Raw genomic sequence first — 19,908 nt, forward strand, 5'->3', positions numbered from 1 at the left:
GATTCACAGGCGACTCACAATTGCAGGATTCTCACCTCTGGAGAGTCACGCTGCGTTCTCCTCTGTGATTCCAACACGGACGTTTACACCCTGTTAACCATTGACTCATTTCGGATTTGAAACGCCACAGCATCGCGGGCCAATCTGTGACTCGCCTGTGGATTTGCCGGGATAAAGCGTTAACAGATGGGTTATCCCTGAATCCCTCGGGGTTATAATCATAAGCGCCCTGACGGGCATTTAGATGAGATTGGGAAGGGGACTTCGTGGCAACGTCCGTTAAGAAATTGCTGGCTGTACTGTCAGGCGAGGCTGTGAAACCACCTCCGGTGTGGATGATGCGCCAGGCTGGGCGCCACCTGCCCGAATATCTGGAGACGAGAGCGAGAGCGAAAGACTTTCTCGATTTCTGCTACACCCCGTCCCTTGCCACCGAAGCCACGCTTCAACCCATCCGCCGCTATGGCATGGACGGGGCAATCCTCTTCGCAGACATCCTGCTCATCCTGGATGCGATGGGTCTGAAAGTGGCTTTCGAGAAGGGAGAAGGCCCGCTGGTCGAACAGATTTCCGGCCCATCCGATCTGGGAAGGGTCACGCCTCAGAAAGCGGCCGACCGTCTCGCGCCTGTCTATGAAACCGTTTCCCGCGTGAAAGCCGCCCTGCCTTCGTCCACCACGCTGATCGGATTTGCCGGTTCACCCTGGACGGTCAGCCTCTATGCCGTCGAGGGCCGGGGCAAGACCGACAAGTCCACCGCCTGGCGCTGGGCCCATGGCCGGCCGGAGGATCTGGCAGCCGTAATGGATCAGGTCACCGAAGCGACAGCGCATTATCTTTCCCGCCAGGTCGAGGCCGGCGCCGATGCGCTGATGCTGTTTGACAGCTGGGCCGAGGGCCTTCCGGACAACATCTTCCGCGAAGTCGTCATCCAGCCGACGAAGAAGCTGGTCGCCCGGCTGCGGGAAATGGGCATCACGGTGCCGGTGATCGGATTTCCGCGCGGCGCGGGCGTCATGCTGCCCGAATATGTGCGGGAAACCGGGGTCACAGCTGTTGGGCTGGACACGGCTGTCTCGCCCGCCTTCATCAATGCGCAGTTGCCGGCGGGTTTTCCGGTCCAGGGGCATCTTGATCCCCTCCTCCTGATCGAAGGGGGCGGGCGACTTGACGCACGCGTCCGCGAATTGCTGGACGCCTACAAGGGACGGCCCCATATCTTCAATCTCGGTCATGGCATTCGCCCCGAGACCCCGATTGCGCATGTCGAACGTGTGCTGGAACTGATCAGAACCGAATAGAAAGTGAGGGCCGAAATGGGCCGCCGGATCGCTGTTGTCTTGTTCAACCTGGGTGGCCCGGATACCGGTGACGACGTTCAGCCTTTCCTGAAAAATCTATTCCGGGATCCGGCCATCATCCGGGCACCTCTTCCTATCCGCTGGCTGATTGCCCGGCTAATTTCTTCCCGGCGTGCGCCGATGGTGAAGCAAAACTATGCCCTGATGGATGCCGGGGGCGGCTCTCCCCTGCTCCGCGAAACCAAGAAACAGTCTGCGGCGCTTGAGGCGGAACTGGCGAAACGGCTGCCGGGAGATGAAATCCGCTGCTTCATTGCGATGCGCTATTGGCACCCCTTCACCGAGGAAGCCGCTGCCGAAGTCCAGAGATGGGGCGCTGATGAAGTCGTCCTCCTGCCGCTTTATCCCCAGTTCTCCACCACCACGACGGGATCCTCCCTGACCGCCTGGAACACTGCATACAAGGGCAAGAGCCGCACGGTCTGCTGCTATCCTTTCGAGGAGAATTTCGTTTCCGCCCATGTCGACCGGATCATGGAAGCTTGGGAACGCGCCGGCCGGCCGGAAAAGGTAAACCTCCTCCTCTCCGCGCATGGTCTGCCCGAAAGCGTGGTGAAGGCCGGCGATCCCTATCAATGGCAGTGTGAAACACTGGCTGAAATGGTTGCCGGCCGTGTGCCGGCCCATTGGGAGGTCAGCGTCTGCTATCAGTCGCGCGTGGGTCCGCTGAAATGGATCGGCCCGGCGACCGAAGGAGAGATCGAGCGCATTTCCGAACAGGGCGGCAATATCCTGATCGCGCCGATTGCCTTCGTTTCAGAACACATCGAAACGCTGGTTGAGCTTGGTGAGGAATACCGCCTCATTGCCGAAAAGCACGGCGCGGCGAGCTATACCCGTGTCGAGGCGCTGGGCATCCATCCCGGCTTCATCGCCTCGCTGGCGGGTGAAGTGACCCAGGCGCTGGCCATGAAAGAGTCCATTCGCTCCTGCGCCGGCGGGCGCCTCTGCCCTTCCGGCTGGAGCGGCTGCCCCCATGCGGAAACAAAACAGAAAGCCGGCGTCCGTATTACGGAAAAAGCCGTCTAGCGGGGAGCGCAGGCATGGATCTCTATAACTGGCTGAAAGCCGGGCATGTGGTATTCGTCATCGCGCTGATGGCCGGATTGCTGGTCTATCCGCGCTACAAGATCCACCAGCTCTCCAGCCAGCCGGGCGAGCCCCTCTTTGAAACGATGAAGAAATCCTCCGGCCAGCTCCGGATGATCATCCTCAATCCCAGCCTTATCCTTGTATGGGTCTTCGGTCTGGCCATGGTTTATGTCGACTGGCAACGTGGCGGACAGCTCTACCTTGAGGGATGGTTTCACGCGAAACTTCTGCTCGTGCTCATCATTTCCGGCCTGCACGGCTATTTCATCGGTCTTGGCAAGAAGGTCGACCGGGTGACAGGTACGGTTCAGGCTAGGACCCTGCGGATGATGAATGAGGTCCCCTTCCTGCTAATGATCGGCGTCGTGATCCTGGTGATCGTGAAGCCTTTCTGACAGGGCCAGGGCCACAATCCCCTTATGGGCGCTTGACGGGCAACCGGTTTGTGGCGGATAAGGCACGGGCTGGCCCGCCAAGTCCTTTGGCGCCGCGATGTATTTTCGCCCGGCCCCTCCCCTTTTGACTATTCCAAGTCCGGATACTGCCCGAATGGCTTCCACGATGCTCGACAACCTTACCAGTGTGACTCTGCGCGAACTCAAGGCGAAGTCGCCTGAAGAACTCCTCGCCTATGCCGAGGAGCTCGAGATCGAGAACGCCTCCTCGATGCGGACGCAGGACATGCTGTTCGCGATCCTCAAGGAACTCGCTGACAGCGAAGTCGAAATCACCGGCCAGGGCGTGCTCGAGGTTCTCACCGACGGATTCGGCTTCCTGCGCTCGCCGGAATCAAACTACTTGCCCGGCCCGGACGACATCTATGTCAGTCCCGAAGTGTTGAAGAAGGCCAACATCCGCACCGGTGATACGGTCGAAGGCCCGATCGTCGCCCCGCAGGACAGCGAGCGTTACTTCGCGCTGACCGATGTGAGCCGCATCAATTTCGAGGAACCGGAGAAGGCCAACAAGAAGGTTCACTTCGACAACCTCACCCCTCTTTATCCGGAACAGCGCCTCAAGATGGAGAGCCGCGATCCGACCAAGAAAGACCGTTCGGGCCGCGTCATCGACATCGTCTCGCCGATCGGCAAAGGCCAGCGCGCCCTGATCGTTGCCCCGCCGCGCACCGGTAAAACGGTTCTGATGCAGAACATCGCCGCGGCCATCGAAGAAAACCATCCGGAATGCTACCTCATCGTTCTGCTGATCGATGAGCGCCCGGAAGAGGTGACCGACATGCGCCGCACGGTGAAGGGCGAAGTTGTCGCCTCCACCTTTGACGAGCCGGCGACCCGCCACGTCCAGGTGGCCGAAATGGTCATCGAAAAGGCCAAACGCCTTGTCGAACACAAGCGTGATGTCGTGATCCTCCTCGACTCGATCACCCGTCTTGGCCGCGCCTATAACACCACCGTCCCCTCCTCCGGCAAAGTGTTGACCGGCGGTGTGGATGCCAACGCCCTGCAGCGCCCGAAGCGTTTCTTCGGCGCCGCGCGGAATGTCGAGAATGGCGGCTCGCTGACAATTGTGGCCACCGCCCTGATCGATACCGGCAGCCGGATGGATGAAGTCATCTTCGAGGAATTCAAAGGCACCGGTAACTCCGAAGTCGTTCTCGACCGGAAGATTGCCGACAAGCGGACCTTCCCGGCCATCGACATCATGAAGTCAGGCACGCGGAAAGAAGAACTCATCACGCCGCAGGACCAGCTTTCGAAGATCTACATCCTTCGCCGCATCCTTGGCCCGATGGGCACGACCGATGCGGTCGAATTCCTGCTCGACAAGCTGAAGCAGACGAAGACCAACGAAGAATTCTTCGAAGCGATGAAGAACTAGAGGAGCGGCCCGATGGGCGCGCGCGACACAATCTGCGCTCTCGCCTCGGGCCCTCCGCCGTCGGCCATTGCCATCATCCGCATTTCCGGCCCGGCGGTTGCCGAGGTCGGAGAGCGATTTCTCGCGTCCGGATTGCCGGAACCCAAACGCGCGGCGCTGACATATATATATGACGCCGCCGGCGAGCAGATCGACCAGGGCCTCGCGCTCCATGCGCGCGCCCCAAACTCCTATACCGGCGAAGATACACTCGAGCTCTACCTGCATGGTGGCCCGGCCGTCATCGATCATGCCCTCCGTGCACTGACATCCGTTCCCGGAATACGTTTGGCTGAGCCCGGGGAGTTCACGCGGCGTGCCTTTGAAAATGGTAAACTGGATCTTACCGAGGCCGAGGGCGTAGCTGACATCATCGAAGCGGAAACGTCCGCGCAGAAATCCCAAGCCCTTCGCCAACTCGGCGGCGGCCTCACCGAAATCTATGAGGCCTGGCGCGAGGAACTGACCGGCGCGCTCGCCCTCATCGAAGTGATGATCGACTTTCCCGATGAAGGCGATGTCCCCGAAGATACCGCCGCCCCCATCCTTCAGCGCCTCGGCAAGGTGATCGCCGAGATCGAAACCGCCCTCGGCGACCGGGGGGTTGGCGAGCGCATCCGCGATGGTTTTCGCATTGCCATTGTCGGCCCGCCGAACGCGGGCAAGTCGTCCATCCTCAACCGGCTTGCCCGGCGCGAAGCGGCCATCGTCACCGACATCGCCGGCACGACGCGCGACGTCGTCGAGGTGCGGGTGATCCTCGGCGGTCAGGTTGTCTGGATTGCAGACACCGCCGGTCTGAGGGAAACCGAGGATGTGGTCGAGGCTGAAGGCGTCCGCCGGGCAATCCGCGCGGCGGCCGAGGCGGACCTCCGCATCCATGTGATCGATGGCGCGGCCCCCTCCCCTCCCCCCGGCCCGATCGAGACACAGGATATTGTCGTCTTCAACAAGGCGGACGCCCGGCCGGGCATCCGTGGGCCCGAAGGCGCGCTGCCCCTCTCGGCGGCAACAGGCGAAGGCATGGATACGCTCGAAGCCTCGATTGCCGGTTTCGTCTCCCAGCGGGCCGCCTCGGTCGAGGCGCCGGTCATCACCCGCGCGCGTCACCGGGAAAAGCTCGCTGCCGGTCTCGCCAGCCTGGTCTCTGCCCGCGACGCCCTCACCCAGGATATCGGCGCCGAACTTGCCGCAGAAGACGTCCGCATGGCTCTGCGCCAACTCTCCTCAGTCATCGGCAAGGTCGATGTGGAAGATGTTCTGAGCGCTGTCTTCTCCAAATTCTGCATCGGAAAATGACCCCTAGGGTTTGAGGGCGCCCGGCGTTATATAGCCGCCTCAAGCAGCGCTTAAGGGTTGGTTAATGCCGGACTTCCCGGATTTCGACGTTATTGTCATTGGTGGCGGCCATGCCGGCTGCGAAGCGGCGGCCGCGTCCGCCCGCTTTGGCGCGCGCACCGCGCTCATCACCCACAGGCTGTCGACGATTGGCGAGATGAGCTGCAACCCCGCCATCGGGGGGCTCGGCAAAGGCCATCTCGTGCGCGAGATCGATGCGCTCGATGGCGTCATGGGCCGGATGGCGGACAAGGCCGGCATCCAGTTCCGGATGCTCAACCGGTCCAAGGGCCCGGCCGTCTGGGGGCCCCGCTCGCAGATCGACCGCAAGCTCTACCGCGAAGCGATGCAGGCCGAGCTGGCCGATTATCCAAACCTCACCCTCATTGAAGACGGCGCCGAGGATCTGATCGTCGAGGATGGCACCATCCGGGGCGTGATCGGCCTCACCGGCAAACGCTATTCAGCGGCCAGGGTCGTCATCACCACGGGCACCTTCCTCAAGGGCGTGATCCATATCGGCGCCAAACGCATTCCTGCCGGCCGGATTGGGGAAGCGCCCGCGCTTGGCCTGTCTGACCGGCTCTATGCCATCGGCCTGCCGATGGGCCGCCTCAAGACCGGTACGCCCGCCCGCCTCGACGGCCGCACCATCCATTGGGACCGGCTCGAGATGCAGCCGGCCGATGACCAGCCGATCCCGTTCTCCTTCCTCAACTCCGAGATCACGGTCCCGCAGGTCCAGTGCGGTATCACCTGGACGACGCCGGAAACCCATTCGATCATCGAAGCCCATATGGAAGAGTCCGCAGTCTATTCCGGCGCCATCTCCGGACGCGGCCCGCGCTATTGCCCTTCCATCGAAGACAAGGTGAACCGCTTCGGAGACCGCGACCGGCATCAGGTGTTTCTGGAGCCAGAGGGCCTCGACGATCACACCGTCTATCCGAACGGCATCTCCACCTCGCTTCCCGAAGAGGTCCAGGAGAAGTTCATCCGGACAATCCCCGGGCTGGAAGAAGTCACCATCCTCCAGCACGCCTATGCGATCGAATATGACTATGTCGATCCGCGCGCGCTGAGCCCGGCGCTGGAAGTCAAACTCATGCCGGGTCTCTATCTGGCGGGCCAGATCAACGGGACAACCGGATATGAAGAAGCCGGCGCTCAGGGCCTGATGGCCGGCCTCAACGCCGCGCGCGCCGCCGCCGGAAAAGACCCGGTCATTTTTGATCGGGCTGAAGCCTATATCGGCGTCCTGATCGATGACCTGGTGACCCGCGGCGTGACTGAGCCCTATCGGATGTTCACTTCACGCGCCGAATACCGGCTTGCGCTGCGCGCCGATAATGCCGACCAGCGCCTTACCCAGAAAGGCATCGAGGCCGGTGTCGTGGGCGAGAAACGCGCCGCAATGTTTCACGTGAAACATCGGGCTCTGGAATCGGCCCGGAATCTTCTGAAAAGTCTCAATCTCAGTCCGGCGGCTGCCGCACGTAATGGATGGGCGGTCAATCAGGATGGCCGCGTCCGCTCAGCCTGGGAATATCTCTCTTATAAGGAGATCAGCTTCGCGCATCTGGTGGCCGTCTGGCCCGAGCTTTCTGAGCTCCCTCCAGACATCATTGCTCAGATCGAAATCGAAGCGCTCTATTCGGCCTATCTGGATCGCCAGGCTGAGGATGTGGCCGCGCTCCGCCGCGATGAAGCGCTGACCCTTCCCGCCGATCTCGACTATGACCTGATCGGCGGCCTCTCGAATGAGGTCCGCCAGAAGCTGAAAGCGGTCCGTCCGGGCACACTCGGTCAGGCTGCGCGGATTGAAGGCGTCACACCGGGCGCGCTGACGGCGCTACTCGGCCACGTCCGCCGTGTCCGCAAAGCGGGGTAAAAGATGAGCGCGCAAGACGACCGCGCGGCCTTTCTGGCCGCCAATGATGTTTCACGTGAAACATTGGACCGTCTGGACCGGATCATTTCGGAGCTCGATGTCTGGCGGCAGAAATCCAATCTGATCGGCCCGAAAGAGTGGCCCCAGATCTGGACGCGCCATGTCGGCGACTCCTGGCAGCTTCTGGACCATATCCCCGAAACCGCCCGCGTGGTGGATCTCGGATCGGGCGCCGGCTTTCCTGGCCTCATCATCGCGGCGGCCCGGCCCGGCGCCCATGTCACGATGATGGAATCGGTCGGCAAGAAATGCGCTTTCCTTCGCGCGGCCATCGAGGCGGCCAGTCTCAACGCCGCCGTTTATCAGGGCCGGATTGAAGCAGCGCCGCCCAGCAAAGCCGATATCGTTACCGCACGGGCCTTTGCGCCAATGTCACAACTTCTGGAATACGCATCTCCCTGGCTCCGAAAAGGTGCAACGGGGGTTTTCCCGAAGGGCGAACGCTGGAAAGAAGAATTGACTGAAGCCCGCCAAAGGTGGAATTTCGCTTATGAAGCGATTCCAAGTCGCAGTGGTGGGTCAGGCGTCATTTTGATTGTCAGGGAGGTCTTACGTCGTCATGACTAGGCCCAGAATCTTCGCTGTGGTGAATCAAAAGGGAGGTGTCGGCAAAACGACGACCTCCATCAATCTCGGGACCGCGCTCGCCGCCGTCGGCCGCCGCGTTCTGATCGTCGATTTCGATGCCCAGGGAAACGCGTCCACCGGTCTTGGCATTTCACGTGCCGAGCGCCTGATGACCTCCTATGATCTGGTGGTCGATCGCGTGCCGCTCGAGGAGGCTGTCCTCTCGACCATCGTTCCGCGTCTCGACATTGTTCCGGGTGATGAGAACCTGTCCGGGGTCGAAACCGAGCTTGCCGGCGATGCCCACCGGTCATACCGCCTCAAGGAGTCGCTGCACTCCTATATCGACCGGGTCGAACAGGGCGGCCTCGTCAAGTATGACTATGTCCTGATCGATTGCCCGCCATCGCTTTCGGCGCTGACCGTCAATGCGATGACCGCCTCGGACGCGCTGCTGGTTCCGCTCCAGTGCGAGTTCCTTGCTCTGGAAGGTCTGACCCAGCTTCTGCGCACCGTCGAAGTGGTCCGCTCCGGCCTCAATCCGACGCTCGAAATCCAGGGCGTCGTGCTGACCATGTACGACCGCCGCAACAGCCTGTCAGACCAGGTGGCCAATGAGGTCCGCGCCTTCTTCGGCTCGAAAGTCTATAATACGGTCATTCCGCGCAATGTCCGCCTGTCGGAGGCGCCGTCCTTCGGCAAGCCGGCGCTCCTCTATGATTATCGTTGCCCCGGCAGCGAGGCGTATATCCGTCTCGCCTCCGAAGTGCTGCAACGAGAAAAGGCGAGGGCGGCGTGAGCGATCCGGCAGAAGACAATCGCGGACGCCCCAGCCGGCTCGGCCGGGGTCTTTCTGCGCTGATCGGCGAAGTCGAGGCGATGAATGTCCGTCCGGTGGCGCAGCCTGCGGCGGCGTCGTCTCCGGGGGAAGCGGTCCCGGCTGGCACCAATGCTACCCCTGGCGGGCAAGGGGCCAGCGAGATCGCGCTCGACAATATCCGGCGCAACCCGGCCCAGCCGCGCCGGACCTTCACCGAGGAAAACCTGCGGGAGCTGGCAGAGTCGCTGAAGGCAAAGGGCGTGCTTCAGGCGATCCTCGTCCGTCCTGATCCCAAGGAAGAAGGCAAGTATCAGATCATCGCCGGGGAGCGCCGCTGGCGCGCTGCGCGCATGGCGGGCCTCACCTCCATTCCCGCCGTGATCCGCAATGCCGACGAGCTGGAACTGCTCGAGATCGGCATCATCGAAAACGTCCAGCGTTCAGACCTCAACCCGATCGAGGAGGCTGAGGCCTATGAGGCGCTGATGAAGCGCTTCGGCCGGACACAGGAAAGCCTTGCCTCCAGCGTCGGCAAGAGCCGCGCGCATATCACCAACACGCTGCGTCTGCTTCAGCTTCCCGACGGCGCACGCACCCATGTCCGTGAAGGCCGGATCAGCGCCGGCCATGCCCGCGCCGCGCTCGGCGCGCCAGATCCCGAAGGCCTGATCGAGCTGGCGGTAGAGAAGGGGCTCAGCGTCCGTGAGGTCGAGGCGCGCGCGCGCGACGCCCGCAACAATGCGCCGATCGAAACCAAGTCGATGGACAGCCTGGCCCCGCCGGTCAAGGACATCAACACCGAAGCGCTCGAGGCAGACATCAGCCGCACGCTGGGCCTCGATGTCGATATCCGCCACGGCAAGCATGGCGGCGAGATCCGCATCAAGTACCGCGACCTGGAACAGCTCGACGAGGTGTGCCGCCGCCTGACGGCCAAGCGCCGCGCGCCGGAGTGAAGCGCCTGGCAGGCCTGCGGAATAAATAATCCGTTAACGAACGTTTTCGGCAGCCCTTGCCAGATCGTTAATCAGCAGGCGGATCACGGGATCGCCCGTTGGTCCAGCGAGCTTCGTCTGACGCTCGGCATCATGGATGCGTTCCATCACCCGCATCAGGCGGCGCGCGGGCCATTTGCTAAGGCGCGCGCGGAAGGCCGGCCATTCGTTCGGCCAGACTTGCGGGCGGAGATACTTGCCGGGGTTTCCATCCCCGCCGGCGATCTTCTCATGTGCGCTCAGCATCCGGAGCACTTCCATCTGAAGCGAGCGCAGGATCGAGATGCCACTCGTTCCGTTCTCGGAAAGCTTGTCGAAGGCAGTCTGCGCTTCGCCCGGCCGCCCGTCCAGCGCGGCGGAGACAATGCCGGAAATCGCCTGTTTCACATCCGTTGCCGAAAGCGCGCGGACATCTTCCAGGGTCAGCGGCCGGCCGAGGCCGCGGGCATAGAGGGCGAGCTTCTCGATTTCCGAATTGGCAAGCCCCCGGTTTCCGGGAAGATCACCCACGAAAGCGTCGAGGGCAGGGGGGTCTATCACCGCGCCTTCGGCCAGAAGCGCAGTCTTCACGCGGCTGGCCACATCGGCTTCTTCTTCGGCGAAGAACTGCAGGCAGGCGGCGCGTTTGGCGCTTTCGGCCGCCGCGCGGAGTTTGGACCGGGCCGGAAGGCTGCCCGCTTCGATCACCAGCTTTGCGGCAAAGCGCTGGGGGTCCTTGTCGCCCGCCTCGATCGCTTCGCCCAGGAGAGCGGCAATCTTGTCGCCGCTGGTGCGCACGCGAACGGCGCGCGCATCCCCCAGCAACGAGACGGCCTCCAGCGCATCGAAGAGGAGGGCGGGTTCTTTCTTGATCGCGTCGTCATCGAGCACGGTCACATCCATGCCCTGCTTGCCGCCCCAGCTGGCGATCAGGCTCTGCCCGGCATCGAAGGAGAGCCCTTCATCCTCGCTGAAGGCGAGCACGGCCCAGACTTCCGGATCAGGCCGCCGGGCGAAACCCTCCGCCGCGCGTCCCTTGTGCAGCATCAGGGGCTCGCAAATTTCAGGCGGATATCGTCGGCAATCTGTTTGGCCAGAACCCGCATCGCGCGGTCACCCGCATCGGTCTGGGCGGCAATATCGCCATAGGGCGAGTCCGGTACAAGGAAGCCGGTTTCGACATCGGACCGTCCCGTCACCCGCACATTCTCGCCTTCAAGCCGGTAGCTTCCGCTCGCCATGATGCTGGAGCGGGACGCTGCCCCGTCGGGCAACAGCGCCAACCGGGTAAGGTCGCTCTGCAAATTGACCGTCAGCGTGACCTGCTCGGTGAGACCCGGCAGCCCCACGGCCAGCTCTTCCTGAAGCGCGCGGCGGAGCATATGCCCCTGGCGGCCTTCAATGGGTGAAACCGAGATCAGGCCGGATTCGGCATGCTGTCCGTTGACCGGCGCATAGACCGGCTGAAAGCCGCACGCGGCGGTAGCAACGAGCAGCAGGGCGGCGACGACGTGCTTCATGCGACCACGATATTCACAATCCGGCCGGGCACAACAATCGTTTTCTTCACGCTCTTGCCCTCGATGAAGCTGGCCACTTCCGGCAGGGCCCTGGCGGCTGCCTCCACATCCCCGGCCGCCATGTCCTTGGCAACGGTGATTTCTCCGCGCCGCTTGCCGTTCACCTGAACCGCCAGCGTCACGTTATCATCAACCACCAGCGAAGCGTCCACCTCCGGCCAGCTCGCCTGTGAAACAAGGCCCGGCTTGCCGAGTCGTTCCCAGCAGGTTTCGGCCAGGTGCGGCATGAACGGCACCAGGCAGCGGGCCAGCATGTCGGCCCCTTCGGCCCGCGCGCCGAGGGTCGCCGGATCAGACTCGGCCTTCTTCAGCGTGTTCACCCATTCATGCACGGTGGCGATGGCGGAGTTGAAGCGGAACTCTTCGATGGCCTTGTCGATGCTGGCGACGGCCTTGTGGCTTGCCTTGCGAAGCGCGGTCGAGGCGTCATCGCTGGCGGGGGCAGGGAAGGGGCCCGTCTCGGGCAGAGCGTCAACGAAGGACCAGACCCGCTGAACGAAGCGCGCCGCGCCCTCGGCGCCAGACTGGGTCCACTCCACATCCCGCTCGGGCGGAGAGTCAGACAGAACGAACCAGCGCGCCACATCGGCCCCATAGGTGGCGACGATGGCGTCGGGATCGACCGTGTTCTTCTTGGACTTCGACATCTTCTCGATGGCGCCGACCTTCACCGGCTTGCCGGTGGCAATCTCGAACACCTTGCCGTCCTTCCGTTCGATGGCGGAAGGCTCCAGCCATGTTCCGGCCTCGGACTTGTAGGTCTCGTGCGTTACCATGCCCTGCGTGAAGAGACCCGCAAAGGGCTCGCCCGATGGCAGGTCCAGCTCGCCCACATCCCGCATCGCGCGCGAGAAGAAGCGCGAATAGAGGAGGTGCAGCACAGCATGCTCCACCCCGCCAATATACTGGTCCACCGGCAGCCAGTAGGCACGCTCGGCCGGATCGGTCGCGCTCGCAAAGCGGGCATAATACCAGGAGCTGTCGACAAAGGTGTCGAGCGTATCGGTCTCCCGGCGCGCGGGCTTGCCGCAATTCGGGCAGTTCACATGCTTCCAGGTTGGGTGCCGGTCCAGCGGATTGCCGGGCACATCAAAGGTCACATCCTCCGGCAGGCGCACCGGAAGATCCGCCTGCGGAACGCCCACCACGCCGCACTCCTCGCAATGGATCACGGGGATCGGGCAGCCCCAATAGCGCTGGCGCGAAACGCCCCAGTCGCGCAGGCGGTAATTCACCTTGCCTTCGCCCTGGCCGTCAGCCTCGATCTTCGCAATCGCCGCGCGCTTGGCGTCTTCGATGGAGAGCCCGTCGAGGAAACCAGACTTATATATATGTCCGGGTCCGGTATAGGCTTCGGTGCCCACCTCAAACGCTCCGGCATCCGCGCCCGGCGGCAGCACCACCGGGAATACGTCCAGCCCGAACTTGCGGGCAAAGTCGAGATCGCGCTGGTCATGCGCCGGGCAGCCGAAGATGGCGCCCGTGCCGTATCCCATCAGCACGAAGTTTGCGACCCAGACCGGAACCGTCCGTCCCGGTTCGAACGGATGAGCGACCGTCAGGCCGGTATCGAAGCCCAGCTTCTCGGCCTTTTCGATCGCTTCCTCGCTGGTGCCGACTTGGGCGCATTTCGCGCGGAACGCTTTCAGCGCATCAGACTTTTCCGCCAGCTGGATCGTCAGTGGATGATCCGGCGACAGAGCAACAAAGCTCGCCCCGAACAGCGTGTCCGGCCGTGTGGTGAAAACGGGGATGCCCTTTTCAAAGCCGGCTGGCGCGGCGCCCTCAAAGGCAAAGGTCATCTCCAGGCCTTCGGACCGGCCAATCCAGTTGGCCTGCATCGTGCGAACCTTCTCCGGCCAGCGCTCCAGCTTCTGAACCGCGTCGAGCAGGTCATCCGCATACGCGGTAATCTTGAAGAACCATTGCGTCAGCTCGCGCTGCTCGACCAGGGCGCCCGAGCGCCAGCCGCGCCCGTCGATCACCTGCTCATTGGCCAGCACCGTATTGTCCACCGGGTCCCAGTTCACCTTCGAGGCCTTGCGATAGACAAGGCCCTTCTCGAACAGTTTCAGGAACAGGGCCTGCTGGGCGCCATAGTATTCGGGATCACACGTCGCAAACTCCCGGCTCCAGTCGAGTGACAGGCCGAGCTTGCGGAACTGTGCCTTCATCGACTCGATGTTGGCATACGTCCATTTGCCGGGGTGAACCTTGCGTTCCATGGCGGCGTTTTCCGCCGGCATGCCAAACGCGTCCCATCCCATCGGGTGAAGCACATTATAACCCTTGGCGCGCTTGTGCCGGGCCACCACGTCGCCCATCGCATAGTTGCGCACATGGCCCATATGCAGGCGGCCGGAAGGGTAGGGGAACATCTCGAGGACGAACGCTTTGGGCGCGCCGGGCGCCTCGGCTGGCACCTTGGTCCTGAAAATGTCGGCCTTCTCCCAGGCTTCACGCCAGCGGGGCTCCGCGCTCTGCGGATCATAACGGGTGGCCATCCTGGGCTCCCTTGAATGGAATTGAATTACGTAAGTCTTCTATCGGGGCTTTAGCGGATCTGAGAGGTCCGAAGAAGTCGCGCCCGTTCAAGAATCTTGTTTTCCAGCTGGATGGCCGTTTCCGGGTCAGCGGCCGCATCGGTCCACTGGCCCTCGGTGTTCACCTGGCGGTGAACGGTGACCTTCACGCCATCGGCGCGCAGGCGCGAGTCCAGAATGAACACGGTGGCCTTCACGCGCTCGTTCGGCGTGTCCGGAAAGCTTTTCCAGTCATAGGAAATGATGCCGCCGATCGGATCGGTGGACTGAAGCGGCAGCGTGGACAGCGTATCCAGCGTGGCGCGCCACAGATACGGGTTCGATGCGCCGACCGACTGGACCACAAGCGGGCCATCATTGGCTTTACCGCGCGATTGGCAGCCCGAGACGAGCAGCAGGCCGGCAAAGGCGGCGGTGAGGATCGGCTTGATCATGTTCATTTTCCGCATGCAATTCCTTGTTGACCCGGCGTGTATAACAAGGGGGTTCTGGCCTCGCCAGTATTGTTATGCGCTTGGCTGAGTCAGCCGCAGCGCCCGTGATGGAGCCGCCCGTGATGCTTAACGCCCGCCTGCTTGCCTTCGCCCTTGCCGCGCCGATGGTGGCGCTCGCCCCGGCGGCTTCGGCCCAGGATGTGTGGGATGATCCGGGCGGGGTCGAAAGCGAGGCGGGCGTGGAGATCGCGCTGGTCGCCGCGCCCGATGCAGATGAAGCCATCCTTGGCCTCGCAAAGGCCCGCATGGCGATCAACTATGTGCTGATGAACGGGGCCGAGATCGGCGCGGTCGGCGGGCTGGAGCTTCAGCGCGACCATCCCGCCCGCGCGGGGTTCAGCGGCGTCTTCCCGCCCTCGGCCGGGGCAGGGGCCTCCTCAGGCGGCGCGTTCAGCGGCCTTGCCCGCGGCGACACCCCGGCAGACCGTGATCTGCGGATCAGCCTGGAGACGGCCTACATCTATATAGACGGCGGTTATGGCGAAGCGCGCCTTGGCGCGGATGAAGGCATCGCCACCCGCTTCTTTGAGGGTGGCCCGGCGCTCTTTGCTCATGCCGGCCTCGTCAATCCGGCGCTCGATCCCACCGGCCAGATCATCGCCCGCACCGATCATGATCTCACCGGCCCGGCCGCCAAGATCAGCTACGCTACCCCCCGCATCCTCGGCCTGCGCGGCGGGGTCTCCTACACACCCACCGCTGATCGCCGGGGCGTGGACCGGGACACTGAAAGCGACTTTCCAGGATCGCCCCGTCCCCAGATAGAAGACGCCTTCGAGGTGGCGCTCAATCTCTCCCGCCGCCTGCCGCAAAGTGGGGTCCGCCTGCGCGCGGCCGCCGCCTACAGCCAGGCCGAAGCCCGCTTTGCGCCAGACCCCACCCTCTATGGGACGGTCGAGACCTGGTCGGCGGGTGCCTCGGCAGAGTTCTCCCGCCTGCGCCTCGGCGGCAGCTATCTGGAATCAAACAATGGCATTGCCGCCGGGCCGGGGGACTATTCGGCCTGGGCCGTTTCGGCCGCCATTCCGTTTGGAAAGCTGCAGGCGGTCGCGGAAGTCTCTGGCGCAGAAGATGAATTTGCCGGCCTCAGCAGTGACAGCTGGCAGATCGGCCTGGTCTGGACGCCGAATGAGGACTGGCGGCTTGCATCCGGCTGGCGGGACGTGGATACTGGATACCTGAATTCCGGCGGGCAGATCCCCTCCACGGGGGGGAGTCGCAACGGCATTGTGATCGAAATCACACGTTCCCTGTAATTCCTCGCTTTATCAGAAACTTAATCTTCCATTAAGCGGACCCCCTCACTATCATCAGTGGTTGGGAGTTACTATGCGCGTAGACCTCGTTCTTTCTTTCGCCCTTGCGGCCGCAGCCTTCACGCTGCCGGCTGTTGCGCAGGAACGCGTGACGAGCGAATTCATCCGCGTTGAGGCCCCCACACTGTCGGAAACCAATTCGGCCCGGTCTGAATGGTATCGCCAGTTCTCCGAAGGCAAGCCCGCCGAATCGCGTCTGCAATGGCAGGCAGAGCCCAATCAGGACTTCTCGGTCCAGATCGGCAAGGATTCCCGCTGGCAGCTGAATTTCGACAAGGTCACCCGTCCGGGTGAAACCTATCTTCCGCGCGAGGAAGTTCAGGCCGGCGCCACATTCCGCGTCACCCCCCGCTTCTCGGTCGGCGGTGAAGTGCGGTTCGGCGCCGATGAACTTGATTCGTCCAAGCGCTGGGAAAACCAGGATGTCGAAGCCGGCATCCGTCTGAAGTCCGCCTTCAAGTTCTGATCTTCTGAAAATCTTGGCTGCCTGAAGCGCGCCTCTCTGGGCGCCGCTCGCTTTTCTGCGTCTTGCTGTCAGACCCTGAAACAGCCCCACCCATCAATCGCGGCCATCCCGGCTGAATCCGAAATGGAGAGTGCGTTATCCGGATTCACGCCGCCCAAGGCATAGACAGGGAAGGGCAGGGAAGGGACCAGCCGCCGGAATCGCTGCGCGCCCATGGCCGTACCCGCGCTGGCGCTGCGTGACGCAAAGACGGCCGAAAACAGCACCGCCTTGACCGGAAGTGTCCGGAAGTGTCCGAAATTGTCCCCTCTGTGTCCGCTCATGGTCTGCAGTTTGAACCGCCCGCGCCACTTGCGGGAGGCGCCCGCCATCCTTCCCGGCCAGTGAACGCCGTCCGCCCCGATCTTCGCGGCCAGCTCGGCATCAGCCCCGATCAGTAGCCGAAGTTTCCGCGCCCGGCACAGCTTCAGCAGCCGCCGCGCCACGATTTCCCGGTCCGGCGCCCCGAAATGCCGGTAGATCACCCCCCAGCCTGCCGGAAGCCCGGCCACTATCGCTTCCGGGTCCGGCGTCCGCGCCGGATCGGTCAGGAAAAACGCCGGCGGCAACCCCTCCGGCAGGTGGCGCGCCGCCACCCGCGCGGCCATCTGCGCCTTGCGCCTCGAACTGGATTGGAGTTTCTCGATCATCATGACGACTGATAGCCTGAACCAGGACATTGCCAACCGCCGCGCCGGGATCCTCGCTGCGCTTGCTGCCGCCAGCGCCTCCGCGCCGGAGCTGATCGCTGTCTCCAAATCCCAGCCGGACGCGGCCATCGAGGCGATTCTCGCCGCAGGGCAGCGGGTTTTCGGGGAAAACCGCGTTCAGGAGGCCCAGGCGCATTGGGAAAGCCGCCGCGAAGCCTATCCGGATCTGGTCCTGCATCTGATCGGCCCCCTGCAGACCAACAAGGCGGCCGATGCCGTGCGCCTTTTCGATGTCATCCAGACGCTCGACCGGGAAAAGCTCGCCGATGCGCTCGCCGCCGCCATGGATAAGGAAGAGCGCCGCCCCCAGCTCCTCATTCAGGTGAATACGGGCGAAGAACCCCAGAAAGCCGGGGTTATCCCGTCAAAAGTGGGCGATCTGCTGCGATACGCCCGGGAGCAGGCAGGGCTGGAGGTAGCCGGCCTGATGTGCATCCCCCCGGCGGATGAACCCGCCGGCCCGCATTTCGCGCTGCTGAAGAAGATCGCCCGCGATTACGGCCTCGGCCTCCTCTCTATGGGCATGAGCGGGGACTATGAACTCGCCGCCCGCTATGGCGCCACGCATGTCCGCGTCGGAACTGCCCTGTTCGGGGATCGCAGCGCCGCTTAGGCCCGGATTTCGATCACCGACCCGCCCTGAAGCCGTTTCAGCACCGCGCGAAGATCGCCCTCTGCCAGCGCCACGCATCCTTCCGTCGGCAGATAGCCTGGCCGCGCCACATGCACAAAGATGGCGCTGCCTTTGCCCGCCACGGGCGGGTCATCATTATACCCAAGCTCGACAATCAGATCGTAGAGCCCGTCCGCCCGCCACAGCCGCTCATGGCGGGCAGGGCAGGGCAGGGGCACCCATTGATTATAGCGGGCATCGCCCGGCGCGTCGCACCAGCCATCTTCCGGCCGCAAGGCAATCGCCGGAATGCCCGTTTCCGGCGCCGGCCCCTTGTCCGGCCTGTACCAGACGCGGCGCACCGGCCAGATACCGGCGGGCGAAGCGCCGTCACCCTCGCGCTTCTCCGCCGCCGGCAAAACGCCGCCTTTGCCCAGCGCGCAGCGCAGGGAAAGCCCGCCGCCTTCCAGCCGCCCGTCTGAAAACGCGATGAAATGCGTCACCTGGCTGCGCCTCCCGTTCTTGTTATTGGATAAACAGGCGCCACCTTTCTATGCAAGCGGCAGGCGCGATCGGCGCTGATGAGGCGGGATACGCAGATGACGGCCAAAAAGTTCATTCTCATCGTCGATGACGAGGAAGATCTGCGGGAAACCCTCGCCGAGCAGTTCGCTCTGAGCGATGGCTTCAGCGTGCTGACCGCCGCCACCGGCGAAGACGCCCTCGCCAAACTGGCCGAAGAACGCGTTGATCTCATGATCCTGGATGTCGACATGCCCGGCATGAGCGGCCGGGATGTCTGCCGGAAGCTGCGCGAGGCGGGCAACCGCGTCCCCGTCATCATGCTCACCGGGCGTTCCGGCGAAAGTGACACGGTGGCCGGGCTTGAGGCCGGCGCGAATGATTATATCGCCAAACCGTTCAGCTTTGCGGTGCTGCTCGCCCGCGTCCGCACCCAGCTGCGCAGTTTCGAGCAGACCGAAGACGCCACCTTCGACATTGGCCCCTATGAATTCCGCCCCTCGATGAAGGTGCTGCGCACCAAGGAAGGCCGCCGCATCCGCTTGACGGAGAAGGAAACGGAGATCCTGAAATTCCTCTACCGGGCAGGGGGCAAGGCGGTTGCGCGGGAGACGCTGCTTTCAGAGGTCTGGGGCTATAACGCGGCTGTCACCACCCATACGCTCGAAACCCACATCTATCGCCTGCGCCAGAAGGTCGAGCCTGATCCGTCGAACGCCCAACTGTTGCTGACCGATACCGGCGGCTACCGCCTCAGGCCCTGAGGCTTACCGTCACCGGCGCATGGTCTGACGGTTTCCAGCCGCTCCGCCAGGCTGGATGGATGCGGTAGGAGCTAACGTCCACATCCTCCATCGCCGCCTTGTTGGCCCAGATATGGTCCAGCCGCCGGCCCCGGTTGGAGGCCGCCCAGTCTGCGGCGCGGTAGCTCCACCAGGTATAGAGTTTCTGCTCCTCCGGCACGGCCAGGCGGGCAATGTCCTCAAAACCGGCGGATCTGCGCGACTCCTCCAGCCGCTCGGTCTCCTGCGGCGTATGCGAGACGATGCCCAGCAGCTGCTTGTGGGACCAGACATCATTCTCATGCGGGGCGACGTTGAGATCGCCGACGAGAACGCGTTTCACGCCCTTTTTCAGCTTCTTGTAGCCCGGCCCCAGCCGCTCGAGGAAATCCAGCTTGTGATCAAACTTGTCATTCACATGCGGGTCGGGAACATCCCCGCCGGCAGGCAGGTAGATATTGTGGATCTCTAGGCCCGAAGGCAGGCGCGCGGCAATCACCCGCGCATGGTTCTCCCGGCAGAGGTCAGGCACATCCACCTTCTCCAGCGGCAGCCGCGAGGCGATCGCCACCCCGGCATGGCCGCCGCGCTGGCCCCGGATCACCAGATGCGGCAGGCCCATCTCCTTGAAGGCTTTCAGCGGAAACTCGCCGTCCTGGCATTTGGTCTCCTGCAGGCACACCACGTCCGGCTTTTCAGCCGCCACGAAGGCTTCGACATTCGGCGCGCGCAGGCGGACGGAGTTGATATTCCAGGTGGTGATCTTGATCGGGCGGGTCATGCGCCTCTGGCTAACATCTGCCCCTTAAACGTCAACGCGCCCGAACGCGGGGAGTTCGGGCGCGCCGGACGCTTGAGCGTC

General features: G+C 63.3%; 20 protein-coding genes. 13 read left to right on the plus strand and 7 right to left on the minus strand.

Translation table 11 applies throughout. The features are described 5' to 3' along the window. The first annotated feature begins 266 nt into the window (after nt 1–266). The 9 genes from hemE (at nt 267) to C0456_RS02540 (ending at nt 9,963) form a co-directional block, all read left to right on the plus strand. Entirely contained in the window at nt 267–1,301 is a 1,035-nt protein-coding gene (hemE, locus tag C0456_RS02500; protein WP_291047885.1) for a uroporphyrinogen decarboxylase, read from the plus strand. A 15-nt stretch (nt 1,302–1,316) separates the two neighbouring features. Further along, entirely contained in the window at nt 1,317–2,390 is a 1,074-nt protein-coding gene (gene hemH / locus C0456_RS02505; RefSeq protein ID WP_291047887.1) for a ferrochelatase, read from the plus strand. A 14-nt stretch (nt 2,391–2,404) separates the two neighbouring features. Then, a complete protein-coding gene (locus C0456_RS02510) occupies nt 2,405–2,848 on the plus strand; it encodes a CopD family protein (RefSeq protein WP_291047889.1) in 444 nt (147 codons plus the stop codon). 97 nt (nt 2,849–2,945) lie between these two features. Then, nucleotides 2,946–4,292, plus strand: coding sequence for a transcription termination factor Rho (rho, locus tag C0456_RS02515; protein WP_367179190.1), 1,347 nt, complete (start codon nt 2,946–2,948; stop codon nt 4,290–4,292). A gap of 12 nt (nt 4,293–4,304) precedes the next feature. Next, nucleotides 4,305–5,630, plus strand: a complete 1,326-nt coding sequence (gene mnmE / locus C0456_RS02520; RefSeq protein ID WP_291047892.1) for a tRNA uridine-5-carboxymethylaminomethyl(34) synthesis GTPase MnmE — start codon at nt 4,305–4,307, stop codon at nt 5,628–5,630. Nucleotides 5,631–5,694: 64 nt separating this feature from the next. Continuing rightward, complete coding sequence (gene mnmG, locus C0456_RS02525; protein WP_291047894.1) at nt 5,695–7,560, plus strand: tRNA uridine-5-carboxymethylaminomethyl(34) synthesis enzyme MnmG; 1,866 nt, start codon at nt 5,695–5,697, stop codon at nt 7,558–7,560. Between the two features lie 3 nt (nt 7,561–7,563). After that, the gene (rsmG, locus tag C0456_RS02530) at nt 7,564–8,187 is read left to right on the plus strand and encodes a 16S rRNA (guanine(527)-N(7))-methyltransferase RsmG (protein ID WP_291047896.1); all 624 of its coding nucleotides are present in this window, start codon (nt 7,564–7,566) and stop codon (nt 8,185–8,187) included. Continuing rightward, entirely contained in the window at nt 8,180–8,986 is an 807-nt protein-coding gene (locus C0456_RS02535) for a ParA family protein (RefSeq protein ID WP_035597362.1), read from the plus strand. Before rsmG ends, C0456_RS02535 begins: the two co-directional genes overlap by 8 nt. Then, on the plus strand, nt 8,983–9,963 hold the full coding sequence (locus C0456_RS02540) for a ParB/RepB/Spo0J family partition protein (RefSeq protein WP_291047898.1): 981 nt from the start codon (nt 8,983–8,985) through the stop codon (nt 9,961–9,963). Before C0456_RS02535 ends, C0456_RS02540 begins: the two co-directional genes overlap by 4 nt. A gap of 33 nt (nt 9,964–9,996) precedes the next feature. Here C0456_RS02540 and holA read toward each other — a convergent pair whose 3' ends face one another. The 4 genes from holA to C0456_RS02560 are packed head-to-tail and all read right to left on the minus strand — an operon-like array spanning nt 9,997 to nt 14,538. Then, nucleotides 9,997–11,028 carry a DNA polymerase III subunit delta gene (gene holA / locus C0456_RS02545; protein ID WP_291047901.1) on the minus strand — a complete coding sequence of 344 codons (1,032 nt, stop codon included), beginning with the start codon at nt 11,026–11,028 and terminating at the stop codon, nt 9,997–9,999. Continuing rightward, nucleotides 11,028–11,501, minus strand: coding sequence for an LPS assembly lipoprotein LptE (locus C0456_RS02550; protein ID WP_291047904.1), 474 nt, complete (start codon nt 11,499–11,501; stop codon nt 11,028–11,030). Before C0456_RS02550 ends, holA begins: the two co-directional genes overlap by 1 nt. Continuing rightward, entirely contained in the window at nt 11,498–14,065 is a 2,568-nt protein-coding gene (gene leuS / locus C0456_RS02555) for a leucine--tRNA ligase (protein ID WP_291047907.1), read from the minus strand. Before leuS ends, C0456_RS02550 begins: the two co-directional genes overlap by 4 nt. 50 nt (nt 14,066–14,115) lie before the next feature. Further along, nucleotides 14,116–14,538, minus strand: a complete 423-nt coding sequence (locus C0456_RS02560; RefSeq protein ID WP_291047909.1) for a DUF3576 domain-containing protein — start codon at nt 14,536–14,538, stop codon at nt 14,116–14,118. Nucleotides 14,539–14,660: 122 nt separating this feature from the next. Here C0456_RS02560 and C0456_RS02565 point away from each other — a divergent pair, with 122 nt between their 5' ends. Next, complete coding sequence (locus C0456_RS02565; protein WP_291047911.1) at nt 14,661–15,854, plus strand: porin; 1,194 nt, start codon at nt 14,661–14,663, stop codon at nt 15,852–15,854. Nucleotides 15,855–15,927: 73 nt separating this feature from the next. Next, nucleotides 15,928–16,380, plus strand: coding sequence for an NtrZ family periplasmic regulatory protein (locus C0456_RS02570; protein WP_291047914.1), 453 nt, complete (start codon nt 15,928–15,930; stop codon nt 16,378–16,380). A 68-nt stretch (nt 16,381–16,448) separates the two neighbouring features. On the opposite strand, the gene C0456_RS02575 is transcribed toward C0456_RS02570, so the two are convergent. Then, complete coding sequence (locus C0456_RS02575; protein ID WP_291047916.1) at nt 16,449–17,069, minus strand: thiamine phosphate synthase; 621 nt, start codon at nt 17,067–17,069, stop codon at nt 16,449–16,451. A gap of 1 nt (nt 17,070) precedes the next feature. Here C0456_RS02575 and C0456_RS02580 point away from each other — a divergent pair, with 1 nt between their 5' ends. Next, nucleotides 17,071–17,742 carry a YggS family pyridoxal phosphate-dependent enzyme gene (locus C0456_RS02580; RefSeq protein WP_291047919.1) on the plus strand — a complete coding sequence of 224 codons (672 nt, stop codon included), beginning with the start codon at nt 17,071–17,073 and terminating at the stop codon, nt 17,740–17,742. Here the strand turns inward: C0456_RS02580 and C0456_RS02585 are convergent. Beyond that, complete coding sequence (locus tag C0456_RS02585; RefSeq protein ID WP_291047922.1) at nt 17,739–18,245, minus strand: L,D-transpeptidase family protein; 507 nt, start codon at nt 18,243–18,245, stop codon at nt 17,739–17,741. The genes C0456_RS02580 and C0456_RS02585 overlap by 4 nt on opposite strands. Nucleotides 18,246–18,341: 96 nt before the next feature. Between C0456_RS02585 and C0456_RS02590 the strand changes: the two genes are divergently transcribed. Continuing rightward, nucleotides 18,342–19,028 carry a response regulator transcription factor gene (locus tag C0456_RS02590; RefSeq protein WP_291047926.1) on the plus strand — a complete coding sequence of 229 codons (687 nt, stop codon included), beginning with the start codon at nt 18,342–18,344 and terminating at the stop codon, nt 19,026–19,028. On the opposite strand, the gene C0456_RS02595 is transcribed toward C0456_RS02590, so the two are convergent. Beyond that, entirely contained in the window at nt 19,018–19,827 is an 810-nt protein-coding gene (locus C0456_RS02595; protein WP_291047929.1) for an exodeoxyribonuclease III, read from the minus strand. The two genes, C0456_RS02590 and C0456_RS02595, sit on opposite strands and share 11 nt — an antisense overlap. Nucleotides 19,828–19,908: the final 81 nt, after the last annotated feature.

It is taken from the genome of Hyphomonas sp. (assembly GCF_013823385.1).
Lineage (GTDB): Bacteria > Pseudomonadota > Alphaproteobacteria > Caulobacterales > Hyphomonadaceae > Hyphomonas.

Excerpts from the sequence above, each read along its gene's own strand:
- hemH (WP_291047887.1), top strand. The coding sequence starts at position 1,317 with ATGGGCCGCCGGATCGCTGTTGTCTTGTTCAACCTGGGTGGCCCGGAT.
- C0456_RS02510 (WP_291047889.1), top strand. The coding sequence starts at position 2,405 with ATGGATCTCTATAACTGGCTGAAAGCCGGGCATGTGGTATTCGTCATC.
- rho (WP_367179190.1), top strand. The coding sequence starts at position 2,946 with ATGTATTTTCGCCCGGCCCCTCCCCTTTTGACTATTCCAAGTCCGGAT.
- mnmE (WP_291047892.1), top strand. The coding sequence starts at position 4,305 with ATGGGCGCGCGCGACACAATCTGCGCTCTCGCCTCGGGCCCTCCGCCG.
- mnmG (WP_291047894.1), top strand. The coding sequence starts at position 5,695 with ATGCCGGACTTCCCGGATTTCGACGTTATTGTCATTGGTGGCGGCCAT.
- rsmG (WP_291047896.1), top strand. The coding sequence starts at position 7,564 with ATGAGCGCGCAAGACGACCGCGCGGCCTTTCTGGCCGCCAATGATGTT.
- C0456_RS02535 (WP_035597362.1), top strand. The coding sequence starts at position 8,180 with ATGACTAGGCCCAGAATCTTCGCTGTGGTGAATCAAAAGGGAGGTGTC.
- holA (WP_291047901.1), bottom strand. The coding sequence starts at position 11,028 with ATGCTGCACAAGGGACGCGCGGCGGAGGGTTTCGCCCGGCGGCCTGAT.
- C0456_RS02550 (WP_291047904.1), bottom strand. The coding sequence starts at position 11,501 with ATGAAGCACGTCGTCGCCGCCCTGCTGCTCGTTGCTACCGCCGCGTGC.
- leuS (WP_291047907.1), bottom strand. The coding sequence starts at position 14,065 with ATGGCCACCCGTTATGATCCGCAGAGCGCGGAGCCCCGCTGGCGTGAA.
- C0456_RS02560 (WP_291047909.1), bottom strand. The coding sequence starts at position 14,538 with ATGATCAAGCCGATCCTCACCGCCGCCTTTGCCGGCCTGCTGCTCGTC.
- C0456_RS02565 (WP_291047911.1), top strand. The coding sequence starts at position 14,661 with ATGCTTAACGCCCGCCTGCTTGCCTTCGCCCTTGCCGCGCCGATGGTG.
- C0456_RS02570 (WP_291047914.1), top strand. The coding sequence starts at position 15,928 with ATGCGCGTAGACCTCGTTCTTTCTTTCGCCCTTGCGGCCGCAGCCTTC.
- C0456_RS02575 (WP_291047916.1), bottom strand. The coding sequence starts at position 17,069 with ATGATCGAGAAACTCCAATCCAGTTCGAGGCGCAAGGCGCAGATGGCC.
- C0456_RS02580 (WP_291047919.1), top strand. The coding sequence starts at position 17,071 with ATGACGACTGATAGCCTGAACCAGGACATTGCCAACCGCCGCGCCGGG.
- C0456_RS02590 (WP_291047926.1), top strand. The coding sequence starts at position 18,342 with ATGACGGCCAAAAAGTTCATTCTCATCGTCGATGACGAGGAAGATCTG.
- C0456_RS02595 (WP_291047929.1), bottom strand. The coding sequence starts at position 19,827 with ATGACCCGCCCGATCAAGATCACCACCTGGAATATCAACTCCGTCCGC.